Here is a 15,051-nt window from a genome sequence, read left to right as displayed (position 1 = left end):
CAGTGCGGCCACCTTCACGGATCGCGAAACGGAGCTTTTCTTCCATAGCGATTGGCACGATCAGCGCAACATCAACAGTTACGTTGTCGCCCGGCATAACCATTTCCACGCCTTCTGGCAAGGTCACAATACCGGTTACGTCAGTTGTACGGAAATAAAACTGCGGACGGTAGTTTGTGAAGAATGGTGTATGACGGCCACCTTCGTCTTTAGTCAGAATATAAGCTTCTGCCTTGAACTTGGTGTGTGGCTTAACGGAACCTGGCTTGCAGAGAACCTGACCACGTTCAACGTCTTCACGACCAACACCACGTACCAGTGCACCGATGTTATCGCCAGCCTGGCCCTGATCGAGCAGCTTGCGGAACATTTCAACGCCGGTAACAGTTGTTTTGCCGGTGGCTTTCATGCCAACGATTTCAACTTCTTCACCAACCTTGATGATACCGCGCTCTACACGACCGGTAACAACTGTACCACGACCGGAGATCGAGAATACGTCTTCGATTGGCATCAGGAACGGCTGGTCAACTGGACGTTCTGGTGTAGGGATGTAAGCATCAACTGCTTCCATCAGCTTGCGAACTGCATCTTCACCGATTGTCTTGTTGCTGTCTTCCAGAGCAGCAAGAGCCGAGCCCTTGATTACTGGAATGTCATCACCTGGGAAGTCGTATTTCGACAGAAGTTCACGAACTTCCATTTCAACGAGTTCCAGAAGTTCTTCGTCGTCAACCTGATCAACTTTGTTCAGGAATACTACGATCGCAGGAACACCAACCTGACGAGCGAGCAGGATGTGCTCACGGGTCTGTGGCATTGGACCATCAGCAGCGTTAACTACGAGGATCGCGCCGTCCATCTGCGCCGCACCGGTGATCATGTTCTTAACATAGTCAGCGTGACCTGGGCAGTCTACGTGTGCGTAGTGACGGTTTTCGGTTTCGTATTCAACGTGCGAAGTCGAAATGGTGATACCGCGGGCTTTTTCTTCCGGTGCGTTATCGATCTGGTCGTAAGCGCGGAAGTCACCAAAGAATTTGGTGATAGCAGCTGTCAACGAGGTCTTACCATGGTCAACGTGACCGATTGTACCGATATTGACGTGCGGTTTATTACGTTCAAATTTGCTCTTTGCCATCTGAGCTCTCCATTAATTTAGCCTGCTCAGGCATTCTTATTTTAACGAGCGTAAGCCAAAAGGCTTACGCAAACTTCTTCTGGATTTCTGCGGCTACAGCTGCAGGAACCGGCTCATAATGGTCGAACTGCATGGTGTACTGGGCGCGGCCCTGTGACATCGAGCGCAGGTTGTTCACATAACCAAACATGCTGGCCAGTGGAACATTTGCGTTAACTACAGTAGCGATACCACGGGCTTCCGTACCGGAAATCTGACCACGACGGGAGTTCAGATCGCCAATAACGTCACCAACGTAATCCTCAGGTGTCACGACTTCGACCTTCATGATCGGTTCGAGCAACTGAGCGCCGGCTTTCTGTGCACCCTCACGGAATGCTGCACGGGAAGCGATTTCGAAGGCCAATACGGAGGAGTCAACATCATGGTATGCACCATCGATGAGAGTTGCCTTCACACCGAGCATCGGGAAGCCTGCAAGAGGACCCGCACCCATGACGCTTTCGATACCCTTCTGAACGCCTGGGATGTATTCCTTAGGAACAGCACCACCAACGATCTTGGATTCGAAGATGAAGTCATCGCCGTCATGCGGTTCGAAAACAATCTTGACGCGAGCGAACTGACCCGAACCACCGGACTGCTTCTTATGTGTGTAATCGATTTCCGCTTTGCGGGTGATCGATTCACGGTAAGCAACCTGTGGCTGACCAATGTTAGCTTCAACCTTGAACTCACGACGCATACGGTCAACGAGAATATCGAGGTGAAGTTCACCCATACCAGCAATAATTGTCTGGCCGGATTCTTCATCGGACTTAACGCGGAACGAAGGATCTTCAGCAGCCAGACGGTTCAGGGCGATACCCATCTTTTCCTGGTCAGCTTTAGTCTTTGGTTCAATCGCGATTTCGATAACTGGCTCTGGGAATTCCATGCGTTCTAGAATAACAGGCTTCAGCGGATCGCAGAGCGTGTCACCGGTTGTGGTTTCCTTGAGGCCAGCCAGCGCAACGATATCACCAGCAAATGCTTCTTCGATATCTTCACGGGAGTTGGAGTGCATCTGCAGCATACGGCCGATACGCTCACGCTTACCTTTAACGGTATTCTCGAGAGAAGTACCCTTGGTCAGCTTACCTGAGTAGATACGCGCGAATGTCAGCGAGCCAACAAACGGATCGTTCATGATCTTGAATGCGAGCAGCGAAAGCGGCGCATCATCCGTTGATTCACGAGTTGTTTCTTCTTCAGTCTTTACGTCGATACCTTTAATCGCAGGCACTTCGTTCGGAGCTGGCAGATAGTCAACAACTGCATCCAGAACAGGCTGAATGCCTTTGTTCTTGAACGCGGTGCTGCAAAGTACAGGATGGAACTGAACAGCAATCGTACCCTTACGGATCAGCGCACGCAGCTCATCATTGGTAGGCAGAGTGCCTTCCAGGTAAGCTTCCATTGCAGCTTCATCAACTTCAACAGCAGTTTCGATCAGCTTTTCGCGATATTCTTCTGCTTTAGCCTGAAGGTCAGCAGGAATTTCACCAACCTGCGTCGGAGCGCCGATTGTACCATCCCATGTCAGTGCCTTCATCTCAACGAGATCGATCACACCGCCGAATTCGTTTTCAGCACCGATTGGCAGCTGGATAACGAGAGCAGTTGCACCCAGACGGGTTTTGATCATTTCTACGCAGCGATAGAAATCCGCACCGATCTTGTCCATTTTATTGACAAGAACCATACGCGGTACGTGGTACTTCTCAGCCTGACGCCATACGGTTTCAGTCTGCGGCTCTACACCGGCGTTCGCATCGAGAAGTGCAATCGCACCATCGAGAACGCGAAGGGAACGCTCAACTTCAATCGTGAAGTCAACGTGACCAGGAGTATCGATGATGTTGAAGCGACGCTTCTTGCCATCACGGCCTTCCCAGAACGTAGTTGTTGCAGCAGAGGTAATGGTAATACCACGTTCCTGCTCCTGCTCCATCCAGTCCATTGTGGAGGCGCCGTCGTGGGTCTCACCGATCTTATGGTTCTTACCTGTGTAGAACAGGATACGCTCAGTCGTTGTCGTTTTACCGGCATCGATGTGCGCCATAATACCGAAATTACGGTAGTCTTCGATTTTATATTCGCGGGCCATAATATTTGCTCTTTGAATAGAGTTCGACGATTACCAGCGGTAATGCGAGAATGCGCGGTTGGCTTCAGCCATACGGTGAGTATCTTCACGCTTCTTAACGGCAGAACCACGGTTGTTTGCAGCATCAAGCAATTCGCCGGACAAACGATCAATCATCGTTGTTTCATTGCGATTGCGAGCTGCATTGATCAGCCAGCGGATCGCCAGAGCCTGACGACGCTCAGGGCGAACATCAACAGGAACCTGATAAGTCGCACCACCTACACGGCGTGAGCGCACTTCCACGTGAGGCGCAACATTGTCGAGCGCCTGATGGAACATCACCAGACCATCCTGCTTAGCTTTCGCTTCAACAGAATCCAGAGCACCATAAACGATGGACTCTGCAACAGATTTCTTACCATGAAGCATGATTGCATTCATGAATTTTGTAACAACCAGATCACCAAACTTCGGATCCGGATTGATTACACGCTTCTCAGCACTATGACGACGTGACATGTCGATCTCTTTAATTACATCGGGCTCAACTCACCTGAGGATCAGGTGGCCGGTATCCCCGGAAAATTACTTATTTAGGACGCTTAGCACCATACAGCGAACGACGCTGCTTACGGTTTTTAACACCCTGGGTATCGAGAACACCACGAATGATGTGATAACGCACACCTGGCAAATCCTTGACGCGGCCGCCGCGGATCATGACAACGGAGTGCTCCTGAAGGTTGTGACCCTCACCCGGAATATAACCGATGACTTCAAAGCCGTTGGTCAGACGAATCTTTGCTACTTTACGCAGCGCCGAGTTCGGCTTTTTCGGGGTTGTTGTGTAAACGCGGGTACATACACCGCGCTTCTGTGGGTTTGCCTGCAGAGCAGGAACCTTATTACGCTTAACCTGCGCCTGGCGAGGTTTGCGAATTAGCTGGTTTACGGTAGGCATTGAACCTTCCTCTACTGAATTAACTCATATCTTTTGCCCCAAAGGGACGTTTCACCACTATGCAAATACACAGAATCGGACATTAAGCCAATGTTTGCATTGGCATGCCCGAACAAAAGCAGAGGAAGTTACCTTCATGCGAACGAGATTTACATATTAGATCGTAAAACGAACCCTGTTTGAGACAAACTCCAGAGCGAGACACTCCGGAACAGCCAGCCTCACATCGGCTCAGATGGTGTGCTGATACGCTTAAAGGTACGTTTCGTCAAGACCAGTGGCTTAGTTTTCTGATTTATGACAGGAAAAACCGGTTTCAGCCCTCCGTTTGGAGGTCATTTGGTCTGCTTTTGCCTGTTTTGTAATGCTAAACACATAAATCTTGGGCAGAATCCGTATCCCACTGTCTTTTTCTCGGATTATCTTTTATGCAGACAGTCTGATTCAGCCGTTTCAGGCCCTGATACAGGGCAGCTTTAACCGGAAATTAAGGAATACCCCGTGTCAGACACAAATCCCGATTCGAATGAAGTTTTTCTCATTATTGCAGATGCCTGGAAAGAGGGCGAGAGCGATCCCGTCAATGTCCACATCCTGTTTAAGTCAGAACCGGAAGAAGATGTCATTCAGGCCGCTTTGGAAATTCTTGCTAGTGAAGGTTTTGCTGAAGCCGAGATTTCTGAAATCGGCACCCTGAAAGAACAGCCGGAAGAAGAGCCATATCTGAGCGGTTATAATACTGCCCTCTCCGGTCAGGTTGCCATGATTGAATTCGATGGTTCCAGCGAAGAAGATGAGGATGAAGACGAGGAATAATCCCCTCTCTCATTTTAACGATCAAAGAGCATTTTCAGTGAAACTGGGAATGCTCTTTTTTTGCGCTCAAGTTGGCTTGCTAAAACTATTCCGATCACAAGCCTTTAAACTACCCTGCCCGAGCAACAAAAAAGGCCACCCGAAGGTGGCCTTTTCTTTATCTTATAAGAGGCAGATTATTCTGCAGCATTATTGGTCATATCAACCAGCATTGCATTTGCAGCATCCGCACCGGAAGTCTTGCGACGCTCATCGATGATCAGATCATCACGGGCTGTCGCAATACGACGGATCTGGCTCATCATACCGCCGGTACCGGCAGGGATCAGACGACCAACAATCACGTTTTCCTTCAGACCCTGCAGCGTATCCATCTTACCGGCAACAGCAGCTTCGGTCAGAACGCGGGTTGTTTCCTGGAAGGAAGCAGCCGAGATGAACGAAGGTGTCTGCAACGAAGCTTTGGTAATACCGAGCAGAACCGGCAGACCTTCAGCAGGTTTCTTACCATCTTCAACCAGACGATCATTAATTTCGTCAAGTTCAATACGGTCAACATTGTCACCAGGAATATAGGTGCTGTCACCGGATTCCGTGATTTCAACTTTCTGCAGCATCTGACGAACGATCACTTCGATATGCTTATCGTTGATCGTCACACCCTGCAGACGATAGACTTCCTGAATTTCGTTCACGAGGTAAGAAGCGAGTGCCTCCACGCCCTTGATCGCCAGAATGTCATGCGGCGCAGGATTGCCGTCGAGAATATAGTCACCCTTTTCAATCGCATCGCCATCCTGAAGATGGAAAGGCTTGCCTTTAGGGATCAGATATTCAACCGGCTCCAGATTATGGTCGTTTGGTTCAATAATAATGCGGCGCTTGTTCTTGTAGTCGCGGCCGAAACGGATTGTACCATCAACTTCAGCGATGATCGCATGATCTTTCGGACGACGTGCTTCGAACAGTTCAGCAACACGTGGCAGACCACCGGTAATATCCTTGGTCTTCGCGCTTTCCATCGGCAGACGGGCAATCACGTCACCGATGCGAACCGTTGCACCTGGCTCAACCGAGAGAATGGTTTCAACGGAGAGCTGGAAGCGGGCTTCCCCCCCCTTCGACAGTTTCGCAACTTTGCCGTTCTTGTCTTTAACAACGAGAGCAGGCTTCAGATCCGCACCGCGAGGTGTTGAACGCCAGTCAATAACAACGCGCTTGGTGATACCTGTGGATTCATCGGTATTTTCTGCAACCGACAGACCGTCAACCATATCTTCGAACTCAATCACACCTTCAACTTCGGTGATGATCGGACGGGTATACGGATCCCACTCAGCCAGACGCTGACCACGCTTCACGCCGTCGCCGTCATCGACGAACAGACGCGAACCATAGGTTACACGATGGCTTGCACGTTCCTTACCGGAAGCATCCATGATGAGAACAGCCATATTACGGCCCATCACCACGAGGTTGCCGTCAGCATTGCGAACCACATTGCGGTTACGCAGAGCAACAGTACCTTCATACGAAGCTTCAAGATACGAACTATCCACAACCTGCGCTGTACCACCAAGGTGGAAAGTACGCATGGTCAGCTGGGTACCAGGCTCACCGATCGACTGAGCAGCGATAACGCCGACAGCTTCACCTTTGTTCACCGGAGTACCGCGTGCAAGGTCACGACCATAGCACTTACCGCACACGCCGGAGCGTGTCAGACAGGTCAGAGCCGAACGGATACGAACAGTCTGGATACCAGCCTTTTCGATCACTTCAACATGACGTTCTTCGATCATATCACCGGAGGCAACAATCACTTCACCCGATGCCGGATGTGTAATGTCGTCCAGAGCAACGCGACCCAGAATACGCATGCCGAGCGAGGCAACGATCTGACCGGCATCAACGATCGGGTTCATCGTCAGACCAACGGTCGCACCGCAATCTGGCTCAGAAATGATCGCATCCTGCGCAACGTCAACGAGACGGCGTGTCAGATAACCGGAGTTAGCGGTTTTCAGAGCCGTATCGGCCAGACCCTTACGGGCACCGTGTGTCGAGTTGAAGTACTCGTTCACGGTCAGACCTTCTTTAAAGTTCGAGATAATCGGTGTTTCGATAATCTCGCCCGAAGGCTTGGCCATCAGACCGCGCATACCGCCGAGCTGACGCATCTGCGAAGGCGAACCACGGGCACCGGAGTGCGACATCATGTAGATGGAATTCATCTGCTTCTGACGACCGGTTTCCTTGTCGAATTCAACAGCCTTAATACGGGCCATCATTTCGTCGGCGATCTTGTCAGTCGCTTTACCCCAGGCATCAACAACTTTGTTGTACTTTTCGCCCTGAGTGATCAGACCGTCATTGTACTGCTGTTCATATTCCTTGGCCAAAGCTTCTGTATCAGCAACGATTTTCGCCTTGGCATCAGGAATGACCATGTCATCCTTACCAAACGAAATACCGGCGCGACAAGCATGAGCAAAACCAAGCTGCATCACGCGGTCACAGAAGATCACTGTCTCTTTCTGACCGCAATGACGGTAGACCAGATCGATCATCTTGGAGATGTTCTTCTTGGTCATTTCCTGATTGCAGATATCGAAAGGAACATTGGCGTTCTTCGGCAGCAACTCACCGAGGATCAGACGGCCAGGCGTTGTATCAAAGATTTTCGACACAGGCTTGCCTTCCGCATCAACTGACTTGTAGCGGCCTTTGATCTTGGTGTGCAGCGTAACGATCTTGGTTTCCAGCGCATGCTGCAATTCACCCATATCGGCGAATGTCATTCCCTGACCAGGTTCGTTTTCAGCAACGATCGACAGGTAGTAGAGGCCGAGAACCATATCCTGCGACGGCACGATGATCGGAAGACCGTTTGCCGGATGCAGGATGTTGTTGGTCGACATCATGAGAACGCGTGCTTCGAGCTGCGCTTCAAGCGACAGCGGCACGTGAACAGCCATCTGGTCACCGTCGAAGTCCGCGTTAAACGCAGTACAAACGAGCGGGTGCAGCTGGATTGCCTTACCTTCAATCAGAGTTGGTTCGAAAGCCTGAATACCCAGTCTGTGCAGTGTCGGCGCACGGTTGAGCAGAACCGGATGCTCGCGGATAACCTCATCAAGGATATCCCAAACTTCCGGACGTTCTTTTTCAACCAGCTTCTTCGCCTGCTTAACAGTCGAGGAGAAGCCTTTGGCGTCAAGACGTGCATAGATAAACGGCTTGAACAGTTCCAGAGCCATTTTCTTAGGCAGACCGCACTGGTGCAGTTTCAGCTCAGGACCGGTCACGATAACCGAACGACCGGAATAGTCGACGCGCTTACCAAGGAGGTTCTGACGGAAACGACCCTGCTTACCTTTCAGCATATCCGAAAGCGACTTCAGCGGACGCTTGTTCGCACCGGTAATAGTACGACCGCGACGGCCGTTATCGAACAGAGCATCCACAGCTTCCTGCAGCATACGCTTTTCGTTACGGATAATGATGCCAGGCGCACGAAGCTCCATCAGGCGCTTCAGACGGTTGTTACGGTTGATCACACGACGGTAAAGGTCGTTCAGATCGGAAGTCGCAAAACGACCGCCGTCCAGCGGTACAAGCGGACGCAGATCCGGCGGGATCACCGGAACGATCTTCATGATCATCCACTCAGGGCGGTTGCCGGATTCCATGAAGTTCTCAACGATTTTGAGACGCTTCATCAGTTTCTTGGTCTTCAGTTCCGATGTGGTTTCGGCCAGATCAGTGCGCAGCTGCACAGCAATCTTGTCGAGTTCCATCGAAGCCAACAGATCATAAATCGCTTCCGCACCGATCAGCGCTGTGAACTGGTCTTCACCAAATTCATCAACAGCGATCATGTATTCTTCTTCTGAAAGCAGCTGATGCTCTTTCAGGGAAGTCAGACCTGGTTCGGTAACAATGTAGTTTTCGAAATACAGAACGCGTTCGATATCCTTCAGCGTCATATCAAGCAATGTGCCGATACGCGAAGGAAGCGATTTCAGGAACCAGATATGGGCAACAGGAGCAGCCAGTTCGATATGGCCCATGCGCTCACGACGCACGCGTGACAGCGTTACTTCAACGCCGCACTTCTCACAGATAATGCCCTTGTATTTCATGCGCTTGTACTTACCGCACAGGCACTCATAGTCCTTGATCGGGCCGAAGATACGCGCGCAGAAAAGACCATCGCGTTCAGGCTTGAACGTACGGTAATTGATCGTTTCTGGCTTTTTGATCTCGCCGTATGACCAGGATAGAATCTTCTCAGGGGACGCAATCGAAATCCGGATGGAATCGAATGTCTGCGCCGGAGCCTGAGGATTGAAAAGATTCATGACCTCTTGGTTCATGCCGTTCTCCTTCGGGCATCATGCTTCACAAAAAGTTGGCCTACTCTTAGCAAAAGCATCATGCGTTTGAATCTATATGCAGAGCAGTATCCGGCACGCAATCTTGGCGCCTTGACACTCTCTGACGGGCAATTGCCCTTTGACCGCAACAGTCAGACGCTGGGTCTGAAACCGTCATAATTTCAAAACATATTGCCAAATAATGGCAATAATGGCGTGGCGCGGAAAACCGCGTCACGCCTGTTGTTTTTACTCTGCTGCGTCAGGCAGCTCTGCCGGCGCTACGAAGTCGCGTGTATCGTCGAGTTCAACATTCAAACCAAGCGAACGCATTTCCTTGACAAGAACGTTAAAGCTCTCAGGAATACCCGCTTCGAATGTATCATCACCGCGTACAATCGCTTCATAAACCTTGGTACGGCCTGCCACGTCATCAGACTTGATGGTGAGCATTTCCTGCAGCGTATAAGCTGCACCATAGGCTTCAAGCGCCCAGACTTCCATTTCACCGAAGCGCTGACCACCGAACTGCGCCTTACCACCCAGCGGCTGCTGTGTGACGAGCGAGTAAGGTCCGATCGAACGGGCGTGGATCTTATCATCAACCAGATGGTGCAGTTTGAGCATATAAATATAGCCCATTGTCACCTGACGATCAAAAGGTTCGCCTGTACGGCCGTCATAGAGTGTCGACTGACCGGAAGTTGCCAGACCTGCATCAGCAAGCATCGCATTGATGTCTGCTTCAACGGCGCCGTCAAAAACCGGTGTTGCAATCGACACGCCGCGCTTCACCTGATCTGCAAGCATGAGGACGGAATCGTCATCATAAGAGCGAACCGGTTCGTTACGGTCATTGTCAGGATAGATATGTTCCAGAGTGTCACGCAGCGGCTGGATATTTGCGGTCTCTTTATAGACCTCGATCAGTTCCCCGATCTTCTTACCCATACCGGCACATGCCCAGCCCAGATGTGTTTCAAGAATCTGGCCCACGTTCATACGGGACGGCACACCCAGAGGGTTAAGCACGATGTCCGCATGGGTACCATCTTCAAGGAACGGCATATCTTCTACTGGCAGAATGCGGGAAACCACACCCTTGTTACCGTGACGGCCGGCCATCTTGTCGCCTGGCTGGATCTTGCGCTTAACAGCAACAAAGACCTTAACCATCTTCATGACGCCCGGAGCCATTTCGTCGCCGCGCTGTACCTTTTCGACCTTATCCATGAAGCGTGTTTCAAGCAGCTTCTTGGAGGCGTCGTACTGGTTGCGCAGAGCTTCGAGTTCGCTCTGGCTTTTCTCGTCTTCAACGGCAAACTGCCACCACTGGGAACGCGGGTATTCAGTCAGAATGTCGCGTGTAACGGCAACGCCCTTCTTGAAACCCTTAGGACCCGCAGCAGTCATCTTACCTTCCAGCATATCTGCCAGACGACCATAGGTGTTACGGTCAAGAATAGACTGTTCGTCGTCGCGGTCTTTTGCCAGACGTTCGATTTCTTCACGCTCAATAGCCATTGCGCGTTCGTCTTTTTCAACGCCGTGGCGGTTGAATACGCGAACTTCCACAACAGTACCGTATGTTCCCGGAGGCATACGCATTGAGGTGTCACGAACGTCAGAAGCCTTTTCACCAAAGATAGCGCGCAGAAGCTTTTCTTCCGGCGTCATCGGGCTTTCACCCTTTGGTGTGATCTTACCGACGAGAATATCGCCAGGATGAACTTCCGCACCGATGTAGACAATACCGGCTTCGTCGAGGTTCTTCAGCGCTTCTTCCGAAACGTTCGGGATATCGCGTGTGATTTCCTCAGGTCCGAGCTTGGTATCACGGGCAGCAACTTCGAATTCTTCGATATGGATCGAAGTGAACACGTCATCCGAAACGATCTTTTCAGAAAGCAGGATGGAGTCTTCGTAGTTGTAGCCGTTCCAAGGCATGAACGCGACGAGCACGTTACGGCCAAGCGCCAGATCACCGAGATCAGTTGACGGACCATCAGCAATGATGTCGCCCTTGCCTACACGGTCGCCAACGCGCACAAGCGGACGCTGGTTAATGCAGGTGCTCTGGTTGGAGCGCTGGAACTTCATCAGACGGTAAATATCAACACCGGACTTCGAAGGATCGAGGTCTTCGGTCGCACGGATAACGATACGTGTCGCATCCACCTGATCAACAATACCACCGCGGCGTGCACCAATAGCTGCACCGGAGTCACGGGCAACAATCGGCTCCATACCGGTACCGACAAACGGCGCTTCTGCACGTACCAGAGGCACGGCCTGACGCTGCATGTTCGAGCCCATGAGAGCGCGGTTGGCGTCGTCGTTTTCCAGGAACGGAATAAGCGCAGCAGCAACAGAAACCAGCTGCTTCGGCGAAACGTCCATCAGATCCACGTTTTCACGCGGAGCCATCAGAACTTCACCCGAGTGACGCGAAATTACGAATTCTTCAACGAATTCACCATTGTCGCCCACTTCAGCATTGGCCTGTGCAACATAGTGCTTGGCTTCTTCCATAGCGGAGAGATAAACGACTTCATTGGTGATCTTACCGTCGATAATCTTACGGTAAGGGCTTTCAATGAAACCATATTTGTTGACGCGCGCAAAAGTTGCGAGCGAGTTGATCAGACCGATGTTCGGACCTTCCGGTGTTTCAATCGGGCAGATACGGCCGTAATGTGTCGGATGAACGTCGCGGACTTCAAAGCCTGCGCGTTCACGGGTCAGACCGCCGGGTCCGAGAGCCGACAGACGGCGCTTATGGGTAATTTCAGACAGCGGGTTGGTCTGATCCATAAACTGCGACAGCTGCGAGGAACCAAAGAATTCACGCACAGCGGCAGCAGCCGGCTTCGCGTTGATCAGATCCTGCGGCATCACTGTATCGATTTCGATCGAAGACATACGCTCTTTGATCGCGCGCTCCATGCGCAGCAGACCAACGCGGTACTGATTTTCCATCAGCTCACCGACAGAACGCACACGACGGTTACCGAGGTTATCGATATCGTCGATTTCGCCTTTACCGTCACGCAGCTCTACGAGTGTCTTGATAACAGCCAGAATGTCTTCCTTGCGGAGAACACGGACTGTATCTTCCGCATCGAGGTCAAGACGCATATTCATCTTAACACGACCAACGGCCGACAGATCATAGCGCTCTGAATCAAACAGCAGCGATTCGAACATCGCTTCTGCGGAATCCATTGTCGGAGGCTCACCCGGACGCATCACACGGTAGATGTCGAACAGTGCATCCTGACGGGACTGATTCTTGTCAGCAGCCAGCGTATTGCGGATGTAAGCACCCACATTCACATGGTCGATATCAAGAATATTGATCTCGTTGCCACCGGTTTCGAGCAGAACCTTCAGAGTCTTCTCGTCAATTTCATCACCGGCTTCGAGATAGATCTCACCGGTTGCATAGTTGACGATATCCTCTGCCAGATAAGAACCGAGCAGATCATCATCCGTTGCACGGATAGCTTTAACACCCTTCTCCGCGATCTGCTTGGCAGCACGCGCAGTCAGCTTACGCCCGCTTTCAGCAACAACTTCACCGGTATCAGCATCGAGCATATCGCCGATGATTTTCATACCTTTGAAGCGGTCAACCGAATACGGGATACGCCAATTTTCACCGTCACGCGAATAGGTGACAGCGTTATAGAAGGTCGAAAGAATTTCTTCACCATCCATACCCAGCGCCATCAGCAGCGATGTGGTTGGAATCTTACGACGGCGATCAATACGCGCGTAAACAATATCTTTGGCGTCAAATTCGATATCAAGCCATGAACCGCGATACGGGATAACGCGCGCTGCGAACAAAAGCTTGCCCGAAGAATGCGTTTTACCTTTATCGTGATCGAAGAATACACCAGGTGAACGATGCATCTGCGAAACGATTACACGCTCCGTACCGTTGACAATAAAGGTACCGTTGTCTGTCATGAGCGGCATATCGCCCATGTAGACATCTTGCTCTTTAATGTCTTTGATCGACTTGGCGCCGGTATCTTCGTCAATATCAAAAACGATAAGACGCAGCGTCACTTTCAGCGGTGCTGAATAGGTCAGATCACGCTGGCGGCACTCATCCACATCGAACTTTGGCGCGTCGAATTCGTATTTGACGAATTCGAGCATAGATGCCCCGGAAAAATCCGAGATCGGAAACACCGACTTAAAAACAGCCTGCAAACCTTCGTCAGGACGTCCACCCTTAGGTTCATCGACCATAAGGAACTGGTCATAGGATGCCTTCTGAACCTCGATGAGGTTCGGCATCTGGGCGACTTCTGGAATCTTGCCGAAAAATTTGCGTACGCGCTTACGACCGTTAAAAGAGTGGGTCTGAGCCATCGTCGCTCCTCGTTCTGTGCCTTACGGCGTTCTGAGCCATGGGAATACCAAGGCCTGTTGCTTGCCGTCTTACGACGGTCCTATGAACGGGTCAAAACCCGTTTCCTGACAGCTGCTCTTCTGTCAGGAAAAGGGTTTGTAACCGTTTGAACTTGATAATCTGCCATTAACTATGAAAGACATATTAAGTTCATTATGCTATCTGCTTTTGTTTGTCACCTAAAATCAGGCACTTACCAAAAACTTCCGCTACAAGCGGAAAACGGCGGGGTGTTAGGCCCGCCGAATAACTCAAATTACTTGAGTTCAACCTTAGCGCCAGCTGCTTCGAGCTGAGCTTTGATTTTTTCAGCTTCGTCTTTAGATGCAGCTTCTTTAACAGCTTTAGGTGCACCTTCAACGAGGTCTTTAGCTTCTTTGAGGCCCAGACCGGTGATTGCGCGAACTTCTTTGATCACGTTGATCTTGTTTGCGCCGCCATCAGCGAGGATAACGTCAAATTCAGTCTTTTCTTCAGCGGCTGGTGCAGCAGCACCGGCAGCAGCAGCAACTGCTACAGGAGCAGCAGCAGATACGCCCCACTTTTCTTCAAGAAGCTTGGACAGTTCTGCAGCTTCCAGAACGGTCAGAGCGGACAGGTCTTCAACGATCTTTGCGAGATCAGCCATGGTATATTCCTTTAATTAAGGTTTGAACTGTTGTAACAGCGAGAACGGCCTTACGCCGCTTCGTTCTTCCGGGCATGTGCGCCGATAACGCGAGCAATTTGACCTGCTGGCGCGCTTGTAAGCACAGCGAGACGGGTGGCTGGTGTCTGAACCATACCAACCAGCTTGGCGCGCAGTTCGTCGAGCGACGGCAGGGAAGCAAGAGCTTTCACACCTTCTGCATCGAGAGTTGTCGCACCCATAGAACCACCAAGAATGACAAGCTTGTCATTGGTCTTAGCGAATTCTACCGCTACTTTTGGAGCTGCAATTGGATCAACTGCATAAGCAATTACAGTCTGTCCAGTGAACAGATTTGCAATGCCTTCGGACTCCGTGCCCTGAAGAGCGATTTTGGCAAGACGGTTCTTCGCGACTTTAACGGCGCCGCCTGCTGCACGGATTTTTTCGCGAAGATCGCTCATCTGTGCAACTGTGAGACCGCTATAGTGGGCCACGACGACCGAGCCGGACTCTTTGAAAGTGCCGTTCAGCCAAGTGACAAATTCGCGCTTTTCCGCTTTTTCCAC

At 51.0% G+C, this 15,051-nt stretch carries 9 protein-coding genes; 1 reads left to right on the top strand and 8 read right to left on the bottom strand.

The genetic code is table 11. The annotated features are described in order from the left end of the window. The 4 genes from tuf to rpsL all read right to left on the bottom strand — a co-directional run. A partial coding sequence (tuf, locus tag DFR47_RS13385; RefSeq protein ID WP_113944899.1) for an elongation factor Tu occupies positions 1–1,141 on the bottom strand: 1,141 nt, incomplete at its 3' end. A gap of 64 nt (positions 1,142–1,205) precedes the next feature. Then, on the bottom strand, positions 1,206–3,290 hold the full coding sequence (fusA, locus tag DFR47_RS13380; RefSeq protein ID WP_113944898.1) for an elongation factor G: 2,085 nt from the start codon (positions 3,288–3,290) through the stop codon (positions 1,206–1,208). A gap of 30 nt (positions 3,291–3,320) precedes the next feature. Then, positions 3,321–3,791, bottom strand: a complete 471-nt coding sequence (gene rpsG / locus DFR47_RS13375; RefSeq protein WP_113944897.1) for a 30S ribosomal protein S7 — start codon at positions 3,789–3,791, stop codon at positions 3,321–3,323. A 70-nt stretch (positions 3,792–3,861) separates the two neighbouring features. Continuing rightward, entirely contained in the window at positions 3,862–4,233 is a 372-nt protein-coding gene (rpsL, locus tag DFR47_RS13370) for a 30S ribosomal protein S12 (protein WP_022709963.1), read from the bottom strand. 486 nt (positions 4,234–4,719) lie between these two features. On the opposite strand from rpsL, the gene DFR47_RS13365 reads away from it, so the two are divergent. After that, positions 4,720–5,049 carry a hypothetical protein gene (locus DFR47_RS13365; RefSeq protein WP_483470855.1) on the top strand — a complete coding sequence of 110 codons (330 nt, stop codon included), beginning with the start codon at positions 4,720–4,722 and terminating at the stop codon, positions 5,047–5,049. A gap of 176 nt (positions 5,050–5,225) precedes the next feature. On the opposite strand, the gene rpoC is transcribed toward DFR47_RS13365, so the two are convergent. From rpoC to rplJ, 4 genes are all read right to left on the bottom strand, one after another. After that, positions 5,226–9,428: a DNA-directed RNA polymerase subunit beta' gene (gene rpoC / locus DFR47_RS13360; RefSeq protein ID WP_113944895.1), complete on the bottom strand. Its 4,203-nt coding sequence runs from the start codon at positions 9,426–9,428 to the stop codon at positions 5,226–5,228. Between the two features lie 249 nt (positions 9,429–9,677). Then, positions 9,678–13,814, bottom strand: coding sequence for a DNA-directed RNA polymerase subunit beta (gene rpoB, locus DFR47_RS13355; RefSeq protein WP_113944894.1), 4,137 nt, complete (start codon positions 13,812–13,814; stop codon positions 9,678–9,680). 296 nt (positions 13,815–14,110) lie between these two features. After that, positions 14,111–14,482, bottom strand: a complete 372-nt coding sequence (rplL, locus tag DFR47_RS13350; RefSeq protein ID WP_113944893.1) for a 50S ribosomal protein L7/L12 — start codon at positions 14,480–14,482, stop codon at positions 14,111–14,113. A gap of 50 nt (positions 14,483–14,532) precedes the next feature. Then, complete coding sequence (rplJ, locus tag DFR47_RS13345; RefSeq protein ID WP_113945018.1) at positions 14,533–15,051, bottom strand: 50S ribosomal protein L10; 519 nt, start codon at positions 15,049–15,051, stop codon at positions 14,533–14,535.

The sequence above is a fragment of the Pseudochrobactrum asaccharolyticum genome, assembly GCF_003314995.1.
GTDB lineage: Bacteria > Pseudomonadota > Alphaproteobacteria > Rhizobiales > Rhizobiaceae > Pseudochrobactrum > Pseudochrobactrum asaccharolyticum.
This window is presented reverse-complemented; position numbering and strand designations above follow the sequence as displayed.

What these genes read in the sequence shown, in the direction of transcription:
- rplL (WP_113944893.1), bottom strand. Translation starts at nt 14,482, where the DNA reads ATGGCTGATCTCGCAAAGATCGTTGAAGACCTGTCCGCTCTGACCGTT.
- rpoC (WP_113944895.1), bottom strand. Translation starts at nt 9,428, where the DNA reads ATGAACCAAGAGGTCATGAATCTTTTCAATCCTCAGGCTCCGGCGCAG.
- rpsG (WP_113944897.1), bottom strand. Translation starts at nt 3,791, where the DNA reads ATGTCACGTCGTCATAGTGCTGAGAAGCGTGTAATCAATCCGGATCCG.
- fusA (WP_113944898.1), bottom strand. Translation starts at nt 3,290, where the DNA reads ATGGCCCGCGAATATAAAATCGAAGACTACCGTAATTTCGGTATTATG.
- rpsL (WP_022709963.1), bottom strand. Translation starts at nt 4,233, where the DNA reads ATGCCTACCGTAAACCAGCTAATTCGCAAACCTCGCCAGGCGCAGGTT.
- rpoB (WP_113944894.1), bottom strand. Translation starts at nt 13,814, where the DNA reads ATGGCTCAGACCCACTCTTTTAACGGTCGTAAGCGCGTACGCAAATTT.